14 protein-coding genes and 1 riboswitch are annotated in these 18,007 nt (G+C 67.1%); of the genes, 7 read left to right on the forward strand and 7 right to left on the reverse strand.

Annotated features, from left to right (window positions below; genetic code table 11):
- Nucleotides 1-113 precede the first annotated feature (113 nt).
- Nucleotides 114-890 carry a ubiquinone/menaquinone biosynthesis methyltransferase gene (locus tag CAP13_RS00845; protein ID WP_085829790.1) on the reverse strand — a complete coding sequence of 259 codons (777 nt, stop codon included), beginning with the start codon at nucleotides 888-890 and terminating at the stop codon, nucleotides 114-116.
- Nucleotides 887-2,191: an aspartate aminotransferase type Ic gene (locus CAP13_RS00850; RefSeq protein WP_085829791.1), complete on the reverse strand. Its 1,305-nt coding sequence runs from the start codon at nucleotides 2,189-2,191 to the stop codon at nucleotides 887-889. Before CAP13_RS00850 ends, CAP13_RS00845 begins: the two co-directional genes overlap by 4 nt.
- 291 nt (nucleotides 2,192-2,482) lie before the next feature.
- Between CAP13_RS00850 and CAP13_RS00855 the strand changes: the two genes are divergently transcribed.
- From CAP13_RS00855 to CAP13_RS00865, 3 genes are all read left to right on the forward strand, one after another.
- Complete coding sequence (locus CAP13_RS00855; RefSeq protein ID WP_085829946.1) at nucleotides 2,483-2,731, forward strand: hypothetical protein; 249 nt, start codon at nucleotides 2,483-2,485, stop codon at nucleotides 2,729-2,731.
- Nucleotides 2,732-3,184 carry a hypothetical protein gene (locus CAP13_RS00860; RefSeq protein WP_085829792.1) on the forward strand — a complete coding sequence of 151 codons (453 nt, stop codon included), beginning with the start codon at nucleotides 2,732-2,734 and terminating at the stop codon, nucleotides 3,182-3,184.
- Nucleotides 3,185-3,453: 269 nt separating this feature from the next.
- The gene (locus CAP13_RS00865) at nucleotides 3,454-3,672 is read left to right on the forward strand and encodes a hypothetical protein (RefSeq protein WP_085829793.1); all 219 of its coding nucleotides are present in this window, start codon (nucleotides 3,454-3,456) and stop codon (nucleotides 3,670-3,672) included.
- Between the two features lie 618 nt (nucleotides 3,673-4,290).
- On the opposite strand, the gene CAP13_RS00870 is transcribed toward CAP13_RS00865, so the two are convergent.
- The 3 genes from CAP13_RS00870 to pheS form a co-directional block, all read right to left on the reverse strand.
- Entirely contained in the window at nucleotides 4,291-5,118 is an 828-nt protein-coding gene (locus tag CAP13_RS00870) for a hypothetical protein (RefSeq protein ID WP_085829794.1), read from the reverse strand.
- Between the two features lie 170 nt (nucleotides 5,119-5,288).
- Entirely contained in the window at nucleotides 5,289-7,742 is a 2,454-nt protein-coding gene (pheT, locus tag CAP13_RS00875) for a phenylalanine--tRNA ligase subunit beta (RefSeq protein WP_085829795.1), read from the reverse strand.
- A gap of 33 nt (nucleotides 7,743-7,775) precedes the next feature.
- Nucleotides 7,776-8,852: a phenylalanine--tRNA ligase subunit alpha gene (gene pheS / locus CAP13_RS00880; RefSeq protein ID WP_085829796.1), complete on the reverse strand. Its 1,077-nt coding sequence runs from the start codon at nucleotides 8,850-8,852 to the stop codon at nucleotides 7,776-7,778.
- Between the two features lie 754 nt (nucleotides 8,853-9,606).
- On the opposite strand from pheS, the gene CAP13_RS00885 reads away from it, so the two are divergent.
- The gene (locus CAP13_RS00885; RefSeq protein WP_085829797.1) at nucleotides 9,607-11,133 is read left to right on the forward strand and encodes a carboxypeptidase M32; all 1,527 of its coding nucleotides are present in this window, start codon (nucleotides 9,607-9,609) and stop codon (nucleotides 11,131-11,133) included.
- A gap of 129 nt (nucleotides 11,134-11,262) precedes the next feature.
- On the opposite strand, the gene CAP13_RS00890 is transcribed toward CAP13_RS00885, so the two are convergent.
- Entirely contained in the window at nucleotides 11,263-13,908 is a 2,646-nt protein-coding gene (locus tag CAP13_RS00890) for an insulinase family protein (RefSeq protein WP_085829798.1), read from the reverse strand.
- 176 nt (nucleotides 13,909-14,084) lie between these two features.
- Between CAP13_RS00890 and CAP13_RS00895 the strand changes: the two genes are divergently transcribed.
- Nucleotides 14,085-15,089, forward strand: a complete 1,005-nt coding sequence (locus CAP13_RS00895; protein ID WP_245798848.1) for a DMT family transporter — start codon at nucleotides 14,085-14,087, stop codon at nucleotides 15,087-15,089.
- A gap of 39 nt (nucleotides 15,090-15,128) precedes the next feature.
- On the opposite strand, the gene murB is transcribed toward CAP13_RS00895, so the two are convergent.
- Nucleotides 15,129-16,073, reverse strand: coding sequence for a UDP-N-acetylmuramate dehydrogenase (gene murB, locus CAP13_RS00900; protein ID WP_085829800.1), 945 nt, complete (start codon nucleotides 16,071-16,073; stop codon nucleotides 15,129-15,131).
- A gap of 79 nt (nucleotides 16,074-16,152) precedes the next feature.
- Nucleotides 16,153-16,293: riboswitch (FMN riboswitch) on the forward strand.
- Nucleotides 16,294-16,297: 4 nt separating this feature from the next.
- Between murB and CAP13_RS00905 the strand changes: the two genes are divergently transcribed.
- Together CAP13_RS00905 and CAP13_RS00910 are read left to right on the forward strand one after the other, a co-directional pair.
- Nucleotides 16,298-16,831: an ECF transporter S component gene (locus tag CAP13_RS00905; protein ID WP_085829801.1), complete on the forward strand. Its 534-nt coding sequence runs from the start codon at nucleotides 16,298-16,300 to the stop codon at nucleotides 16,829-16,831.
- Nucleotides 16,831-17,475: an energy-coupling factor ABC transporter ATP-binding protein gene (locus tag CAP13_RS00910; protein WP_425429816.1), complete on the forward strand. Its 645-nt coding sequence runs from the start codon at nucleotides 16,831-16,833 to the stop codon at nucleotides 17,473-17,475. Before CAP13_RS00905 ends, CAP13_RS00910 begins: the two co-directional genes overlap by 1 nt.
- The last annotated feature ends 532 nt before the right edge of the window (nucleotides 17,476-18,007 follow it).

The raw sequence follows: 18,007 nt of genomic DNA on the forward strand, positions 1-18,007 counted from the left end.
CCGGACTGTCGGCGCGGCCGCATCGTCTGCACCGCATCGCGGCGCGCTGCTACGAGCGCGAGCGCAGCGCCCCGGTCACCTGCGCGGCAGGAGCCTCTCCTCCTGCTGAGGACTTACTTCACCGCCCGGTAGATCGCCACGATGCCGCCGGTCCGCTGCTCGTAGGTCACCTCGGAGAACCCCGCCTCCTCGAGCTCGCGTACGATCTCGCCCTGCCCTGGGAAGCCGATGATCGAATCGCGCAGGTACACGAAGCCCGCCCGGTCCCCTGTGACGAGCCCTCCGATCAGCGGAATCATATGCGTGAGATAGAAGCGGTACAAGGCGCGCCAGAGGCGGTTCGGCGGCGTGGCGAACTCGAGCGCCACGTACCGTCCGCCGGGTGCGAGCACACGGACGGCCTCGGCCATGGCCCGACGCCGGTCGCTGAAGTTGCGCAGGCCGTAAGCGCAGGTCACCATCGTGAAGGATCCGTCCTTAAACGGCAGGCTGTGAGCATCGGCCTCCCGGAGGACAACGGGGACGCCTCGTGCCGCCCCCGCCTCGATGCGAGCTCGCGCCACCTCGAGCATCGCGGGTGTGAAGTCCGTGAGCTCAATCCGTGCCGGCGGGCAGGCAGCACAGAGCTCGAAGGCCACGTCCCCGGTGCCGCCCGCGACGTCGAGCACCACATCCGCAGGGCCGGCGTCGGCGATACGGGCCATACGCGTGAGCCAGCTGCGGTAGATACCGAAGCTCGACAGGGCGTTGAACAAGGTGTAACGGCGGGCGATCCCTGAGAAAATCCCCTTGACCCGGGCCGCATGGGCCCCCGCAGCATCTCCGCCGCCAGGATCCGCGAAGAGCGGCGGGCGCTCATCCGCCCCCTGCTCAGCCTTGAACTCGCTCACGCGCGCTCCTGCCACGCCAACTCCGCCGCGGCGAGACGCGTCGCGAGCACCAGCACTTCCAGGGCAGCCGCAAGGTCGTCCTCATCCGGGTAGCTCGGGGCGATGCGGATATTGGTGTCGGCGGGATCATGCCCACCGGGGAAGGTCGCACCGGCCGGCGTGAGGGTGACCCCCATCCCGGCACAGAGGGCGCCGATGCGCTTTGCCGAGCCGGCGGGACCATCGAAGCTCACGAAGTAGCCGCCTCGCGGATGCGACCAGGTTGCGCAACCGGTGCCGGACAGCCCCGCGCTGAGCGTGCGCTCCACGAGCTCGAATCGGGGCCGGAGATGGGCTGCATGCCGCCGCATGTGGGCCCGAACGGCGTCCATATCGGGCAGGAAGCGCGCGTGACGGAGCTGATTGATCTTATCGGCGCTGATGAGCCCCGCTTTCATATGACCGGAGAGTTCGGCGATGACCCGGGGCGAGGCGCCCAGGAAGGCGATGCCCGCTCCCGGGAAGGTGATCTTGGAAGTGGATGCGAAGGCCACCATGCGGTCCTCGGTCCCCGCCTCACGAGCGATCTCGAAGATGTTCGCGAGCTCGTCGCCCTCGTCATAGAGGTCGTGCACGCAGTAGGCGTTGTCCCAGAGGATACGGAAGTCCGCCGCGGCCGTCGGCATCGTGGCGAGCCTCCTCACGACCTCCTCGGTGTAGGTGACGCCCGTGGGGTTCGAGTACTTCGGCACGCACCAGATGCCCTTGATCGCGTCGTCGGAGGCTGCCAGGCGCTCGATCTCATCCATGTCGGGGCCCTCGGCGGTCATGGGCACGGGGACGTTCTCGATGCCCAGATCGTCTGAGATCCCGAAGTGACGATCGTACCCGGGGACAGGGCAGAGGATCTTCACCGGGCGGCCCTCATGGGCCGTGGAGTACGCGGACCACGGCGCGTTGCCGCAGGTGCCCGCGCGCCAGAAGATGCTGAGCGCCTCGTATTCTATGAGCAGGGATGACGAGCCCAGGGCAAGGGTCTGATCAGCCGGGCAGCCGAGGAAGCCAGCTGCGAGCGCCCGGGCACTCGGTATTCCCTCGAAGCAGCCGTAGTTGCCGCAATCGACCGACCCATCGTGCAGATCGGATGCCGCATCCACCAGGCTGAGCATCGGTCGGGAGATATCCACCTGAGCCGGGGATGGCTTGCCCCGCGCCATATCGAGCTTGAGCCCGCGCGCGCGGACGGCGTCCACCTGGGCGCGGAGATCGGCCAGGGCGGCGGCGAGGTCGTCGCTGCTCATCTGCTGGTATACGGTTGGCATGGCAGGCCTCCTGATCACAACGGCGGTGCCCATACGGGCATGCTTGGATGAGTATAGCCCTCGCGCATGACGGGGAAGCGGGACGGACCCAGGGTCGCGGCGTCTTGATCTCGACCACACGGGAGGGGCCGCGCGATCTCGCCGACACAAAGGCGCCGCAGCCCAACGCTTCAGAAACACGGGGCCTGTGCTTTTCAAGGGGCCGCAGGAACCGGCGAGACGCCCTGACACGCCGCCCGGGCGGTCATGGTAGATTAGGGCGAAAACCGTACGAAAGGGGACGCCGTGCGCATGGAGGCGTTTCAATCGGAGGATTTCGGCGAGCTGCAGAAGCTGGTTGACTCCCTGTTCATCGGACGCAAGACGGTGGATCGTCTAAATGTGGTCGTGCAGGCGGAGACCCTCGATTTCCCCAGTGACCTCCTGGAGATCGTGAACCTACTGCCTCCCGGCGCCTACAGCCGACCGCGGCTGTGCGATCAGATCAACTCGGCGCTCGCAGCCCACGGCTGGGGCGGGCTGTATGGGACGGTGGAGTAGATGGCGGTGAACCGACGGCAGGAGGAGCCCGGCGATACCGAAAGCTCCCAGATCCGTGAGCGGGCCGAGGCCATCCACGCGGCGGACATCGCCATTGAGCACATGGAACGCGCGCTCGAGAAGCTCAACTCGGCGAGCAACTGGGGGCTGTTCGATATGTTCGCCGGAGGCATGATCACCTCGATGATCAAGCATCGACGCATCGACGATGCCGAAGACGAGTTCAACGCGGCCCGCGATGCAGTGAGGGCCTTCGCCCGCGAGCTCTCCGACGTGAACGATCCCGAGCTACTGCGCTTCGACATCGGCGGGTTCGCCTCGGGCATGGATATCTTCTTCGACAACGTGTTCGCCGACATCTACGTGCAGCACAAGATCGAGCGTGCCCGCGACCGCGTCCGTGCGGCGATCGAGCAGGTGGGGGCCATCCGCGCGCAGCTGATGCGGTTCTAAGCGGGCATCGGAGGACGTTGCCAGGTCAGCCGCCGGTCTCGACGGGATGCGTTGTCGGGTGTGTCGCCGTGACAGAGATGGCAAGCGGTACGTGCCGGCTGCGTCGACATGACGGCGCAAACAGGCCGATGATGGCCGCAGCGAGCCAGTTCTGCCGTCGGGGTGTGAAACGTCGTGCAGGATGGCCGTCCGCTGCTGACGCCCTCCGTCCTCGCAGGCGAACGTGCTATATTGCAGCTGATCTGAGAATCCGAGCGATGGGAGCGTCCATGTGCAATCTTCCTGGCCTCTATTTCGGTGTCGGCGCGTGCCTCAGCGCTTGGGAAGGCGGTATGCGCTCGATGGGGTCGACGATGTCCGCCGTCTTCGGGAGGGTCTTGCCGAACGCCTACGACACCTTCTCGCCTGAGCTGGTCATCGGGCTCATCGGCGTCGCCGTGCTCGTGATCATCATCGCCATCGTCCTGCGTCTGCGGAAGAAGGACTGACCTGCAGGTTTGCGGGTTTCCGGCACAGTGTCCGTAGGCCCTGCGCACATTGAAGCCACCTACCGTGATGCATCTCACGGTGTGACCTGCTAATTTAAGCGGGAAAACATACTTTAGACGTCATTTTTAGGCAATTATGCCTGGATCAGCGGTCCAAAGTACGTTTTTGAGGACTTCTATGCACGCGGAGGTTCCCGCACCGGGTGAACGGGGGCGCGAGCACACCCCCGGCGGATTCCGCACAGGACACGGCCACGCCGATTGGCATGGAGAACGATGTCCCGCTGGGCGGTATGCCCGACGCAACTCTGAGCGAGAGAACTGAGCAAGAAAACGTACTTTGGATGCCGTTCAAAGGCCGTTTTGCCTGAATATGGGGTTCAATATAGGTTTTCGAGGGCCTTCCCACATGAAGACCCCGGCGCTCGGCACAGGGGACCGTACGTACGTTTTCGAGGACCTTCTTCACTGGGAGGTTTTCTCCACCGGACGAGCGGGGCCCGAAGTGCGCCTCCGAGAGACTCCGGTGTGGGAGCACCCGCTGAGGAGGACCCCGCTCGGCAGGCCCACCTCGCATTCCCGCGCATGCCCACGCCCGCGACGCCCCAACACCCGGCGTCACCGCAGGCGCGCGGCGAATCGTGTCTCAGTGGCCTCCACAGCCTCGGCGAAGGTGGTATCGAAGAACTCGTCGGTGAGCAGCCGGTAGGGCGCATGCCCCTCCTCGCCGCCATTGGTGCGGACGATCTCATGCGCCACGCCCACGGCCTCATAGGTGAAGCGCCGCTCAAGCGAGTACTGGGGAAACGCCTCGGCGGCGGCGAGCAAGCGCTCGGTCGCATGGGGCACCGAGCTTATGCGATGTGTACGCCCGAACACATCGAAATCCGACTGCTTTTTGATGCGAAACTGCTCACTCGGCTTCCCGCCGTGCGCATCGAGGTACTCGTTGACGCGCGTGTTCCACAGGTTGTCGGCGAGCAGGTGGGCCCAGGCGCCGATCACGAGATCGAGCACGGACTGCTCGAGCTGCTCTCGCGTCGGCGGGAGGTCGCGCAGCGCGACCGGCTCTTCGGATACAGGGGTCCCCGCTGCCGCGAAACGCTTGGCGTAGTGAACGCGGTCGAGCGCGGCCCGCTCCCCTCCCAGCGAGAACACGGGGACTTCGAGATCACGCCCGTCGGCGACACGGCGAGCGAGCAAGGGCTCAACATAGGTTTCCCAGAACTCCCACTCACGCGGTTTCGGGATGGGCTCCTCCGCCGCACAGTGCGTGATACGGTACGGAATCGGCTCGCTGACGCCAGGGACCATGTATCCCACCATGATGTCGGGAACGATGTTGCCGAACAGGAAGGCGTTGCGGTCGCGCACCGTGGCGGCGAGGGTTCCCCCGCGACTGAGCAGCTCTTCCGTCTGAGCGATATGGATATTCCAGCTTGGCATCCTGACCTCTCAACTGACGCCCCGCGAGCAGCGTACACGGAGGCGAACCGGCAGGGCCGCGCGCATCCCGGAAATCACAACCACCCGACAAGCGCTGCGACGCCGGTCACAGATCCCGTAAGACCGGCGGCTCCCGATCCGTGAAACCGGGAGCCGCGTACTCGGCAACGCTACGCCCGGACCTCGCCCTTCACCGCGCGGAGCACCTTGGCCACAAGTTTCTCATGTGCCCGCTCGACCTCCTCACCCGTGAGCGTGTGATCTGTCGCCTGGTAGGTGAGGGAGAACGCCATCGACTTCTTACCCGGCCCCACGCGCACCGGATCACGATACACATCGAAGAGTCTCACGCCGGCGAGCAGGCGGCCGCCCGCGCTCTCGATGCGTCGCACGAGGTCCTGGTAGCTCACCTCTTCACCCACGACGATCGCCACGTCGACATCGACGCTCGGGAAGCTTGAGAACACCTGGTAGCGCTCCTGACCGCGCGCCGCGCGCAGCAGCTGCTCGAGGTTGAGCTCGAAGGCGGCCACCGGCAGGCTGATGTCGAGGGACGCGAGCGCATCGGGATGCACCTCACCCACCCAGCCGAGCACCGACCCGCCGGAGAGCACCTCGGCGGCGCGACCCGGCTGCAGGAAGGCGTAGGCGTCCCCCTCGGCGGGCCTCATCTGGACCTTCTCGACGCGAAGCTGGGAAAGGAGCTCTTCCACCACGCCCTTCGCATCGAAGAACCGCAGAGGCTTGTGTTTCTGATTCCACGTGTCCTCGGCTGCGACGCCGGAGAGCACGCCCGCCACCGACCGGACCTCGCGCGGAAGGCTCGCGTGCTCCCGTCCATGGAACAGCGTCCCCACCTCGTAGAGCAGGATGTTCGGCGTGCCATGCGCCTCGTTGTAGGCCACGGACCTGAGCAGGCCCGGCAGCAGGGAGCGGCGCATCTCGGTCTGCTCGGCCACCAGCGGGTTCATGAGGACGACGGGCGCCCCCAGGCCCTCATCACCCATGTGCAGGCGCGAGAGGTCATCCGGAGCGGCGAAGCTGAAGCTCGTCGCCTCGCTGAGGCCGCAGGCACGCAGGATCCCGCCGATGCGGCGCACCTGGTGCTGCTCACGCGTGAGCCCACCGATGTGGTTGCGCGCCGCCGGCAGCGTCGCCTCAACGCGGTCCATGCCCCAGAGGCGCAGGACCTCCTCGATGAGGTCGATCTCGCGCGGCAGATCAGGGCGGAAGCTCGGCGGCGTCACGAGGAAGCCCTCGTCTGCGACTTCGACCGTGCAGCCGAGGCGCGTGAGGGCGCGCTCGATGAACGCGGGCTCGATATCGGCGCCGGTGAGGGCGTGCACGCGGGCGAGGCGCAGCGACACGGGCTCGATCGCGCGCGGCGACGGATACACGTCGACCCGATCCGGGGCCACCGCGCCCGCAGCCACCTCCTCGATGAGGGCGCAAGCCAGATCGGCCACGTCGGCGCAGCCCGTCTCGTCGACCTGGCGCTCAAAACGGATGCTCGCATCGGAGATCAACGAGAGGTCGCGGCTCGTGTGGCTCGTGCGCCCCGCGTTGAAGCAGGCGCTCTCGACGAGAACGTCAACCGTGTGATCCTCGATCTCCGAGTCCATGCCGCCCATCACGCCCGCGAGCGCCACCGGGCGCTCGCCGTCGGTGATGAGGCCCATACCGGCCGCGAGCTCGCGCTCGACACCGTCCAGAGTCGTGAATCGCTCCCCCTCGACAGCCGCCCGCACCACCACGGAACGACGGCCCCCGCGCTCCGCGAAGGTGGCGAGGTCGAAGGCGTGCAAGGGCTGACCGGTGAGCATCATCACATAGTTGGTGACGTCCACGATGTTGTTATGCGACCGGATGTTCAGGGCCGCGAGACGCCGCACGAGCCAATCGGGCGAGGGCCCGACCTGCACGCCGCGCACGATGCGCGCCACATACCGGCTGCAGAGCTCAGGATCGTCGACGCGCACCGAGAGCGCCTCAGGGGCAGGGGTCCCCGTCTCGGCTTTGATGGAGGGCAGATCGACGGTGATATCGCGGTCGTAGATGGCACCGACCTCACGCGCGATGCCGATCATGGAGAGGCAGTCCGGGCGGTTCGGCGTGATCTCGCAGTCGAGCACCGTGTCGGCGGTCCCCAGGTACTCCGCCAGGGGCACGCCCACCGGCGCGTCCTCGGGCAGGATCCAGATACCGGCATGGTCAGAGGAGAGCCCCAGCTCGCGCTCGGAGCAGTTCATGCCCGCGGACACCTGGCCGCGAAGCTTGCCCTTCTTGATCTCGACGCCGCCAGGGAGCTTCGCGCCGACGAGCGCCGTCACGATGTGGTCGCCCGCCTCGAAGTTCTGGGCCCCGCAGACGATCTGCAGCGGCGCGGGCTCTCCGTCCTCACCGAGGTTGAACCGGCCCACATCGACCTGGCAGACCCAGAGGTGATCTGAATCAGGGTGGGCCGTCTTGGTGACGACCTGCGCCGTCACCACGCGGTCGAAGCTCTCGCCGACAGTGTCCACGGCCTCGACCTCGGTGCCCGTGCGCACGAACTCGCGGACGAGCTCCGCGGGGTCGTCCGGCACCTGGACCATGGTTTTCAGCCAATCATATGAAACGCGCATGAAAAGCGCTCCTTCCGTTGTGTTCGTCCCCGATTAGAACTGCGCGAGGAAGCGCATGTCGCCCGTCATGAGGGCACGGAGATCGGGCAGGTCGTAACGGAGCGCCGCGATGCGCTCGACGCCGGCGCCAAACGCGAAGCCGGAGTACTCCTCGGGATCGATCCCGCAGTTCACAAGCACGTTGGGGTCGACCATGCCGGCGCCCAGGATCTCGATCCATCCGGAGTGCTTGCAGAAGCTGCACCCCTCGCCGTGGCAGACCCCGCAGGAGACGTCGATCTCGCAGGAGGGCTCGGTGAACGGGAAGAAGTGCGGGCGGTAGCGCGTGCGACGGTCCTCGCCGAACATGGCGCGCACGAAGTGGTCGAGGGTCCCCTTGAGGTCGCCGAAGGTGATGCCGTGGTCAACGACCAGGCCCTCGACCTGGTTGAACTGGGGCAGATGGCTCGCATCGGCCGTGTCGGGCCGGAAGACGCGGCCGGGGGCGACCATGTAGATGGGCGGGCGCTGGGAGAGCATGGTGCGGATCTGGACACCCGAGGTCTGGGTGCGCAGAAGCAAATCGGACTCGCCGTGGGCGTGGGCCTCGGGATGGTCGACCGTGCCGGGGGCGTTGTCCACCACGTAGAAGGTGTCCCGCGCGGAGCGGCTCGGATGGTCCATGGGCGCGTTCAGGGCCGTGAAGTTGTTGTAGCTCGTCTCCACCTGGGGACCCGACTCCACGGTGTAGCCGATGCCGCAGAACACGTCCTCGATCTCCTCGATGATCTGGCTGATCAGGTGCTGGTGCCCGATCAGGGGACGGACGCCGGGCAGGGTGACGTCGATGGCCTCGGCGGCGAGGCGGTGCTTCTGGGCCTCGCGGCGCATCTCGTCGATCCGCTCGCCGAGCAGACTCTCCACGGCGGCGCGGACCTCGTTGGCCCGACGGCCCACCTGAGGACGCTCCTCAGGTGCGATCTTGCCCATCATGCGCATGAGACCCGTGAGCTCGCCCTTGCGGCCCAGCAGGGCCACGCGCGCCTCCTCGAGCTTGTCCTGCGTCGCAGCGCTGGCGATGCGCTCGCGCGCCCGCACCTCGAGCTGCTCCAGATCCTCGATCAGACTCATATGTATCCTTCCCATGAAAAACCGCCCTTGCCTGCCCCCATGAAGAGAGCAGGCAAGGGCGGAAAGGTCCGCGGTACCACCTCGCTTGGCTGCCGGATGTCCTCCCGGCATGCCCGCTTTCACCCGATCTCGCCCGGGCGGGCGGCTCCCCTACTCAGCGCACGGGCGCCGTTCAGGTTGCTGCTCGGGAGTGAACTCGACCCCTCGTCACGGAACGGGGCTTTCAGCCTGCGACCCCGCTTCTCTCTGCCGTGACGTGCGAGGGGTGACCTCTCCGTCATCGCGTTGTGGGCAAGGATAGCACATCGTCGCGGAGGCGCGATGGGCAGGATGCGGGCCTTGACAGCGGCGGCCTGCCGCAAAGCAGGGAAACATGAGGCCGAACGCGGGCGATTGCGACGGCTGTCCTGCCGGAGGAGGCGGGGCGGACAAACCTCCCCACCTTGGTACAGGTTTGGGGGTGCGGACGTTTTTCCGTACACGGCTAGGCCGCGAGGCCCGGCCGCGCCCTCCTGCCGTCTATCGTGTCGTAGACGGTCCGGCCCCCGCCCCGGAACGCCTTGAGGCGGCCCGAGTTGTACCAGCCTATGTAGCGCCCGAGCTCCCCNAACCCGTACCAAAGCGGCGAGGTTTGCCATGCGCCGTGCGGGAACGTAGGACCCCGGAGCCAGCAGGCGACCCGACGGCACCAAGGCGCTACACTGGGTCAAAGCACATACGCCGCCCCACGGTGGCCCGCCGCAAGGAGGAACCCATGCCGCACGCAGACCCCGCCGCAACCTCCCTCGTCACCGACCTGCGCGCACTCGAGCGCGAGCTCTGGTGCCAGGAGTACCTGATGAAGATCTCCGAGTTCGACGGGGCGACCGTGGCGCCTGAGAAGGGGGCGGCCGCGCGCGGCGAGGCGCTCGGGTACCTTGCGGCCAAAAACCACGCCCTGCTCACCTCGGATGCATCCCGTGCCATCACACGTGCCGTCCTGGACGCCATGGCAGCCGGCGACATCACCGATGACCAGGTCGCCGCAGAGGCGCGGGTCCTCGAGCGCGACCAGCGGGAGGCCGCGGCCATCCCTGAGGAGGAGGCTGTGGCCTTCACCAAGCTGGTCGTCGAGGCCGACGCCGTCTGGCACCGGGCAAAGCTCGCGAATGACTGGGCCTCGTTCGAGCCGTACGTCGACCGCCTTGTCGACATGCTGAAACGCCGCGCCACCTACCTCGACCCAGCCCGCGATCCCTATGACGTCCTGCTCGATCAATACGAGCGCGGCCTCACCGCGGCCCAGTTCGACGCCTTCTGCGAGACGGTCCGCGACACCGTGGTACCGCTCGTGGCCGAGATCGGAAAGCGTCCCCGTCCTGCGGCCGCCTTCCTCACCGCGCATGTTCCCGAAGAGGTCCAGCGGGCGATGTCATTCGACCTCATGCGCCTGGTCGGCCTCGATATGCCGGCGGCCACCCTCGCCTTCACCGAGCACCCCTTCTCAGAGGGCTTCGCGACAGGGGACGCGCGCGTGGCGACGCATATCTACGAGGACAACCTCATGTCCAACGTCTACTCCGTCATCCATGAGGCCGGTCATGCCATCTACGAGCAGAACGTCGACCCCGCCTACGCCTACACGCGCCTTGAGGGCGGCACCTCGCTCGGCATTCACGAGAGTCAGAGCCGTCTCTTCGAGAACACGATCGGCCGATCGCGGGCCTTCATGGGACCGCTCCTCAAGATCCTGCGCCAGCATGTGCCCGAGGTCTATGGCAGCGTCTCGGAAGACGAGCTCTACCGTGCGGTGAACATCGCCGAGCCGTCACTCATACGCACGGAGGCGGACGAGCTCACCTATCCTCTGCACATCATGATCCGCTACGAGATCGAGCGCGAGCTCTTCGCCGGCGCGGCGACCGCCCGCGACGTCCCCGCCCTCTGGGCCGAACGCACCAAGCACTACCTCGGCCTCGACATCCCCGACCACGCCCGAGGAGCCCTACAGGACACGCACTGGAGCGGGGGCAGCTTCGGCTATTTCCCCACCTATGCCCTGGGGAGCGCCTACGACGCCCAGTTCCTCCCCGCCATGGAGCGCGACGGCGTGGCCGTTGACGAGGCCGCAGCCGCAGGCGATCTCGCGCCCATCCGCTCATGGCTTCGCGAACGGATCTGGCGGTGGGGCCGCTCGAAGGACGCCCCCGAGCTCATCCGGGACGCCTGCGGTGGCCCACTCGACGCACGTCTCTACGCAGCCTACCTCGAGCGCAAGTTCAGCGATCTCTACGGCTTGTAGTCCGCGACCCCGCGACATCCTTCCCGTTCAACCCCTTGGGCGCGAACGGGATCTTTTTTACGAGAACCTGCCCGGTCGACACATCCATCAACCGGGCCCGACCTCCGAGCGCCTCAGCGCCCGCGCCCCTTACCCCAGGAGCTCGACCTTGTTGAGGTCGAGACCGCTCGCCTCGATGATCTCGCGACCTCCGAAGACGCAGAGCGGTGCCTCCTCGGCCGCCCGCGTCACCGCAGGACCGAGGGCCCGCACATCCGCCGGGGTGGTCTTGAGCACGTCCTCGCGCAGGGACGCGCGCCAGCCGGCAGGGCGACGGCCGAAGAACTCGCTATCCTGCCGTCTCGAGAGCGCAAAGGGCTTGAGCGGCGCGTCGAAGCCCGCCGCGCAGCTGACGATGAAGCCCTCGAAGGTGGCCTCGTCCGGATCGAAGGAGGAGAGCCATGCGCCCGCACCCTCGACGCGGGTCTGCGAGGCGTCGATCGCCGGATCGCGGTAGGTGTAGAAGGCCAGCTGCCGATCGGCCCGCGTCCGGAATCCGCAGCCGTAGGCGCCGCCTTTCACGCGGATCTCATTCCAGAGGTAGTCGTAGGAGAGCACCTGCGAGGCCACGCTCCAGACGCCGTTCGTCTCGAGGCCGAGCACGCGCGGATCTGTAGCGCGTGCGGCGAAGCAGACGTCGCTCGGGATCACGAAGGCCTCGGCCTTCGGCTCGGGCCACCTGACCATGAGCTCACGCTCCGGCGCGGTGCGCTCGGTGAGGCCGAGCGTGCCGCCAAGCTCCCAGAACCGGGCGTAATCCTCATCCGAGCCGATGAAGCTCGTCACGAGGCCCGTCGAGGTGAAGACGCGTTCCTGCAGGTCGCGCAGGCGGTCGACGAGCTCATCCTTACGCTCGTCGAAGTGCTCGAGCAGATCGCAGATGAAGCGGTAGAAATCGACGCCGCGCATCTGCTGCTCCGCCACGGCGGCGGGCGAGACGTAGCTCATCGCACGGGCGAGCGCAGCCTGATGGCCAGCGTTCAGAAAGCCCCGCTCCATGCCGATCTTCAGCTGCGTGAGCACGTCGCGGATGCGACCGGTGTCCTCAAACAGGGTCTCAGCCCAGACCTCGCGCGGGATCTCGACCAGATGCTCGAGCTTCTCCGACAGGGAGGCCGCCGACACCTGGAGCACCGGGCGGGCGAGGCGCCAGTCGGGCTGTGAGAAGACGGACGTCGAGAACGACAGGAAGCCCAAATTCGAAGTGACGTAGCTGTCGAGCTCGTCGGCGCTGTGGCGCTTCGTGGCGAGCTGCTGCATGAGGCGCGCCATCACCGACGCGTACGCAAGCTCGGTGAAGCTCACGTGCGAGAGGTCGAAATACGCCGTCATGTATGCGATCCCGTGCGTGGGTATGTCGTGCTTCAAACAGGTGAGCGGCGTGGTCGTGTCGACGGTGAGCGCCGGCTCGGGCCGGGCGGGCCCGATGTCCGCCACCCTAAGGCGCGGGAGCGTGGCGCGGGCCTCGGGGCTGTCCTCCGCCTCCTGCTCGGCGCGCAGAGCCGCGACGTTCTCCGCCACCTGCTTGAGCTCGGCGTCGCTCATGGACGCGCGCCGCGCCACCAGGTCGGCACCAGGAGCCCCGGCGACGTCCTCCTCAACCGGTACGAGATCCACGAGGGCGTGATGGTCGCTCTCGAGCACGATCTCCCGGAGCAGGTCCTCGAAGAAACTGCCCTCGAGCTCGCGGCGGAGCTCGGCGTAGACCGGGCCGTAGGAGAGTGCGAGCGTCGCGGCATCGTCGTCGTACAGCCAGGTTGACAGGGCATCGAGGGCGAGGACCACGCCGTCGGCCGTGCCGAAGTCGCGCTGGCGCAGATCGAATTCGTTGCTGGAGAGCACGGCCTCGAGGCGGGCGCGGGGGATGCCCTCCCGAACCAGACGCCGGCACTCCTCCTCGATCACGCNCTCGCCGAGGTAGCGGTCGTCGAGAAACGCCAGGGCCCGGGCGATGTCGAGATCGCCGTAGAGCGTGATGTAGCTGTTCGCGAGGTTGTAGTGACGAGCGTGGGTGTCCAGGAAGGCCTGGTAGGTGAGGTCCGGGATATGGCGCGGGTCGCCGCCGCTCTCACACGCGTACGCCGTGTCGGGGAAGAGCTCCGCAGCCACTGCGTCATCGAGCACGCTCATCGGATCGGAGAGCGCCCCCTTCATCTCGTTGTAGACCACGCCGTTGTAGCGTAGGCGCGACGCGGGGTCCGTGACAGCGGCCCCCTCGGGAGCATCTAGCTCGAGATGCCAGCCCTCCTGCTCGAAGATGCTCGGCTTGGTGTAGATGGCCGGGTTCAGCACCGCGTCCATGTACACGTCCATGAGGTTCAGGAGGTCTTGCTCATTCGTGCTCGCCACCGGGTAGACCGTCTTATCCGGATAGGTCATGGCGTTCAGGAAGGTCTGCATCGAGCTCTTGATGAGGTCCGTGAACGGCTCCTTCACCGGGAACTTCGCCGAACCGCAAAGAACCGAGTGCTCGAGGATGTGGAAGACTCCCGTGCTGTCGGTGGGCGGGGTCTTGAAGCCGATGGCGAAGGCCTTGTTCTCGTCCTCGCTCGCAAGGTAGAGCAGGCGCGCGCCCGAGCCGCTGTGGCGAAGCACGTAAGCGGTGACATCCAGCTCGGGAATCTCCTCAGCGCGCTCGACGTTGAACCCGGATATGGGGGCGCCCGAAGTGAGCATGGGCTCGAGCAGGGACGCGGCACGCTCGCGGACGGGAATCGTTGCCTCGGTGTCTGACATAGGAACTCCTTATGCGTTGGGTACTGAGCCATAGCTTACCCGTCACCGGCCTGCGTAAGCCCGAAGGCGCGCGGCCCGGGACGACCGTGACCTGAAAGTCGGAGGAGGAGCGCATCCTCCGGCCCCCGCCTTCAGATATGCGATATGGTTGGCAGGGCACAGAGAGGGGATGGCACGTGGAACAAGAACCGGCACAGGGGGTAGGCGCGACCCCAGGCGAGCTCGGGTCGGCACCGACGGCGGGTACCGGAGAGGCTGCGCGGGCTGAGCGCCGCGTCTGGCGTGAGCGTCTGAACGACGACGCGTCCCGGACGCTCCTCCGCGGCGTTGCCGCCACCCTTGTCGGCGGCGCGTTCTGGGGATTCTCCGGCACGGCCGCGAGCTTCCTCTTCGAGCGCTACCACGTTGACGTGATCTGGCTGATGAGCTCGCGGCAGCTGCTCGCCGGGATCCTGTTCATCGCCATCGCGCTGATCTTCGACCGGGAGCGTCTGATCAGGCTGTGGACCACGCCCGCCCATCGGCGCGAGCTTCTGATCTTCGCCGGCTTCGGCCTCCTGTTCAACCAGTTCGCCTACCTCGTGACCGTGCAGATCACCAACCCCGGCACGGCAACCGTCCTGCAGTGCCTGCAGCTGGTCCTTATCATGGCCTACTCCTGCCTCCGCTCACGGCGCCGTCCGCGAACCCGCGAGCTGATCGGCGTGGCCCTAGCCCTCGGTGGTACCTTCCTGATCGCGACGGGCGGGGATCCCGCACGCCTCGCCATCCCGCCGTTGGGCCTCGCCATGGGCGGCCTCACCGCCGTGGCGGCGGCGCTCGTGGCCATCCTGCCCGCGCGCATCCTGCCCGAATACGGATCGACCGTCGTCACGGGCTCGGCGATGTTCGCCTCGGGCGTCGCGGTCAGCGCCATCGCGCGCCCATGGGATGCGATCCCCGCCCTCGATGGCAGCGGATGGACCGCGTACGCCGTGCTCATCCTCGTGGGCTCCCTGCTCGCTTACCTGCTCTACATGCAAGGCGTGAAGGATGTGGGCTCGATGCGGGCCAGCCTGCTCGGTACCGTGGAGCCCGTCTCGGCCACGATCACGAGCGCCGTCATGATCGGAACGGTCTTCGCCCCCACCGATCTCGCCGGCTTCGCCATGATCATCGCGATGGTGTTTCTAACGGTATAGCCACAGGACCAGGTCAACGAGCGCTTGCGTATCCGGTCGCTAGAACTCCCCGATCTGCTTGACCTCGGGCTCGAGTTCCACTCCGAACTGGCGACGGACCTCGTCCTGCACATGCTCGATCAGAGCCCGCACGTCCCGCGCGGTGGCGCTCCCGGTGTTCACCACAAAACCGCAATGCTTCTCCGAAACCTTCGCGGCGCCCACCTGCGCGCCGCGAAGGCCCGCATCCATGATCAGCTTGCCCGCGAAATAGCCCTCGGGGCGCTTGAAGGTCGACCCGGCGCTCGGCATCTCGAGGGGCTGCTTCTCCTCGCGCCGCTGCCTGAAATCGTCCATGGCCGCACGGATCGCATCGGCGCTGTCAGGGGCCAGGCGGAAGGTCGCCGAGAGCACCGTGAGGCCCTCGTCGTGGACCCGGCTCTTGCGATACCCCATCGCGAGCTCGGCGGCGGGAAGCTCGACGACCCGACCCTTCTCGCCCGGTGCACCGGGCGCGTACACGCTGATCGATTCGAGCACGTCGGAGGTCTGGCCGCCGTAGGCGCCGGCGTTCATATGACAGGCCCCACCCACGGTGGCGGGAATCCCCCAGAGGGGCTCCATGCCGGAAAGACCCGCATCCGCGGCGGCGAGGGCCACATCACGCAGCGGGGCACCCGCCTCGGCGACCACACGCTCCCCTGTCACCTGGATGCCCGCCATGTTCTCCCGGAAGAGCACCACGGCACCGCGGATGCCGCGATCGCCGACGAGCAGGTCAGACCCATTGCCCACCACCGTCGCCGGCACACCGCCGATCGAGAGGAGATCGAGGACGCGGACGGCCTCTTCAGGGGTGTGCGGGCGCACGAGCACGTCAGCGGGACCGCCGATCTTGAACGTCGTATGCGCCCGCATGGGCTCGACCATGAGCACGTCGTCCTCACCCACAACGGCGGCAAGCGCGCCGAGGAGGTCCTCGTTGAAGCTGTCGTATGCATGCATGGGGCACCCGCTCTCATCGTCTCGTCTCCGAAAACTATACCCCACGCTTGAACAATGCAGCAGAGCGTGTATAGTGTTGCCGTAGTTTCAGGGCGGGGTGAGATTCCCCACCGGCGGTGACTGGCTGTTCATACCATCCAGGAGCCCGCGACCCGCTGCGGCGGTTGACCCGGTGAGATTCCGGGGCCGACGGTTACAGTCCGGACGGAAGAAACGGAGGCCCCATGGGCACCATCAACACCAGAAAAATCGCACTCGCCGGCCTGCTCACGGCTGCATCGCTGATTGCGAGCTTCATTCAGATCCCCCTCATGCCGGCAGCCCCTTGGCTGGCCTACGATCCCTCGGGCATCATCTGCCTCATCGCAGCGCTCGCCTTCGGCCCGAAATTCGGCGCTGCGGTCGCCATCATCTCCTGGCTCCCCCGCGTCTTCCTCGACCCCTTTGGCGCCATCATGGGCACGCTGAACACCTGCGCGTTCGTCATCCTGGCCGCCATCATCTACCAGCGCGGCAAGAGCGGCCGGGCGGCCTCGGTCGCGGGTATGATCGCGGGGGCGGTCGTCGCCGTCGCGCTCTCATGCGCGGCGAACCTCATCGTCACCCCGCTCTACACGGCCGTCACCATGGCCGATGTCGCCGCGATGATCCTCCCCATCCTCCTGCCGTTCAACCTCATCAAGATGGTCATCAACGTCGTGGCGGGCCAGGTCCTGCTCACGCCGGCCATGAATGTCCTCACATCGTCACAGGAATGATGGAAGAAGCTCAGATCGTCATAGAGAACGCCCAGTACGCTTACGGGGAGACTGCCGCGCTCGCCGGCGTTACGCTGCGCATACGCGCCGGCGAGCGCGTCTGCATCCTCGGGAGCAACGGATCCGGCAAGTCAACCCTTCTACAGCTTATGAATGCCCTCGTGCTCGCAAACTCGGGAACGGTCCACGTCATGGGCATCGACCCCGCGGTAGCGGACGGAGCACTCGCGGTGCGCCGCCAGGTCGCCATGGTCTTCCAGCACCCCGAGGACCAGATGGTCACGAGCGTCGTCGCCGATGACGTCGCCTTCGGTCCCGAGAACCTGGGCGTGCCCTCCCCTGAAATCGCCCAGCGGGTGGAGGCCGCCCTTGCGGCCGTCTCCATGTCGGATGAGGCGCGGCGCGATCCCGCCGACCTCTCAGGCGGCCAGAAGCAGCGCGTCGCCATCGCCGGCGCCCTCGCCATGGGGCCGCGGGTCNTCAACCGGTACGAGATCCACGAGGGCGTGATGGTCGCTCTCGAGCACGATCTCCCGGAGCAGGTCCTCGAAGAAACTGCCCTCGAGCTCGCGGCGGAGCTCGGCGTAGACCGGGCCGTAGGAGAGTGCGAGCGTCGCGGCATCGTCGTCGTACAGCCAGGTTGACAGGGCATCGAGGGCGAGGACCACGCCGTCGGCCGTGCCGAAGTCGCGCTGGCGCAGATCGAATTCGTTGCTGGAGAGCACGGCCTCGAGGCGGGCGCGGGGGATGCCCTCCCGAACCAGACGCCGGCACTCCTCCTCGATCACGCGGCGAAGCTCCTGGGCCACGCCCTCCCGCGCGCCCTGCAGGATGATGAGCTCATAGGGCTGCAGGAAAACCGCCTGCGTGTAGCTGATGACGTTGCCGCCCAGACCGGCCGCGAGGATGGCCTTCTTGATCGGCGCCTCGTTGGAGCCGAGCAGGGCTTCGAACAGGATGTCGGCGCCGATCACGCGCTTGCGGTCGAGGGCGTCGCCACCGAGGGCGTACGCCATGCCGACGAGGGCGTTCTCCGGGGAGGTCGCCATCTCCCGGCGCGCGTAGTCGCAGGCGACCGGCTCCTGGTGGTGCAGCGGATTGGGGCCCTCGGCGAGAGCGCGATCGATCTCTGCGGCGTCGGGCGCGGCGACGCGGCGGGCGGCGGCGTCACGCGTG

The organism is Collinsella vaginalis (genome assembly GCF_900176655.1).
Lineage (GTDB): Bacteria > Actinomycetota > Coriobacteriia > Coriobacteriales > Coriobacteriaceae > Collinsella > Collinsella vaginalis.

Coding starts and splice junctions, on each gene's coding strand:
- CAP13_RS00905 (WP_085829801.1), top strand. CDS start 16,298: ATGGGCACCATCAACACCAGAAAAATCGCACTCGCCGGCCTGCTCACG.
- pheT (WP_085829795.1), bottom strand. CDS start 7,742: ATGCGCGTTTCATATGATTGGCTGAAAACCATGGTCCAGGTGCCGGAC.
- CAP13_RS00870 (WP_085829794.1), bottom strand. CDS start 5,118: ATGCCAAGCTGGAATATCCATATCGCTCAGACGGAAGAGCTGCTCAGT.
- CAP13_RS00865 (WP_085829793.1), top strand. CDS start 3,454: ATGTGCAATCTTCCTGGCCTCTATTTCGGTGTCGGCGCGTGCCTCAGC.
- murB (WP_085829800.1), bottom strand. CDS start 16,073: ATGCATGCATACGACAGCTTCAACGAGGACCTCCTCGGCGCGCTTGCC.
- CAP13_RS00850 (WP_085829791.1), bottom strand. CDS start 2,191: ATGCCAACCGTATACCAGCAGATGAGCAGCGACGACCTCGCCGCCGCC.
- CAP13_RS00860 (WP_085829792.1), top strand. CDS start 2,732: ATGGCGGTGAACCGACGGCAGGAGGAGCCCGGCGATACCGAAAGCTCC.
- CAP13_RS00855 (WP_085829946.1), top strand. CDS start 2,483: ATGGAGGCGTTTCAATCGGAGGATTTCGGCGAGCTGCAGAAGCTGGTT.
- pheS (WP_085829796.1), bottom strand. CDS start 8,852: ATGAGTCTGATCGAGGATCTGGAGCAGCTCGAGGTGCGGGCGCGCGAG.
- CAP13_RS00885 (WP_085829797.1), top strand. CDS start 9,607: ATGCCGCACGCAGACCCCGCCGCAACCTCCCTCGTCACCGACCTGCGC.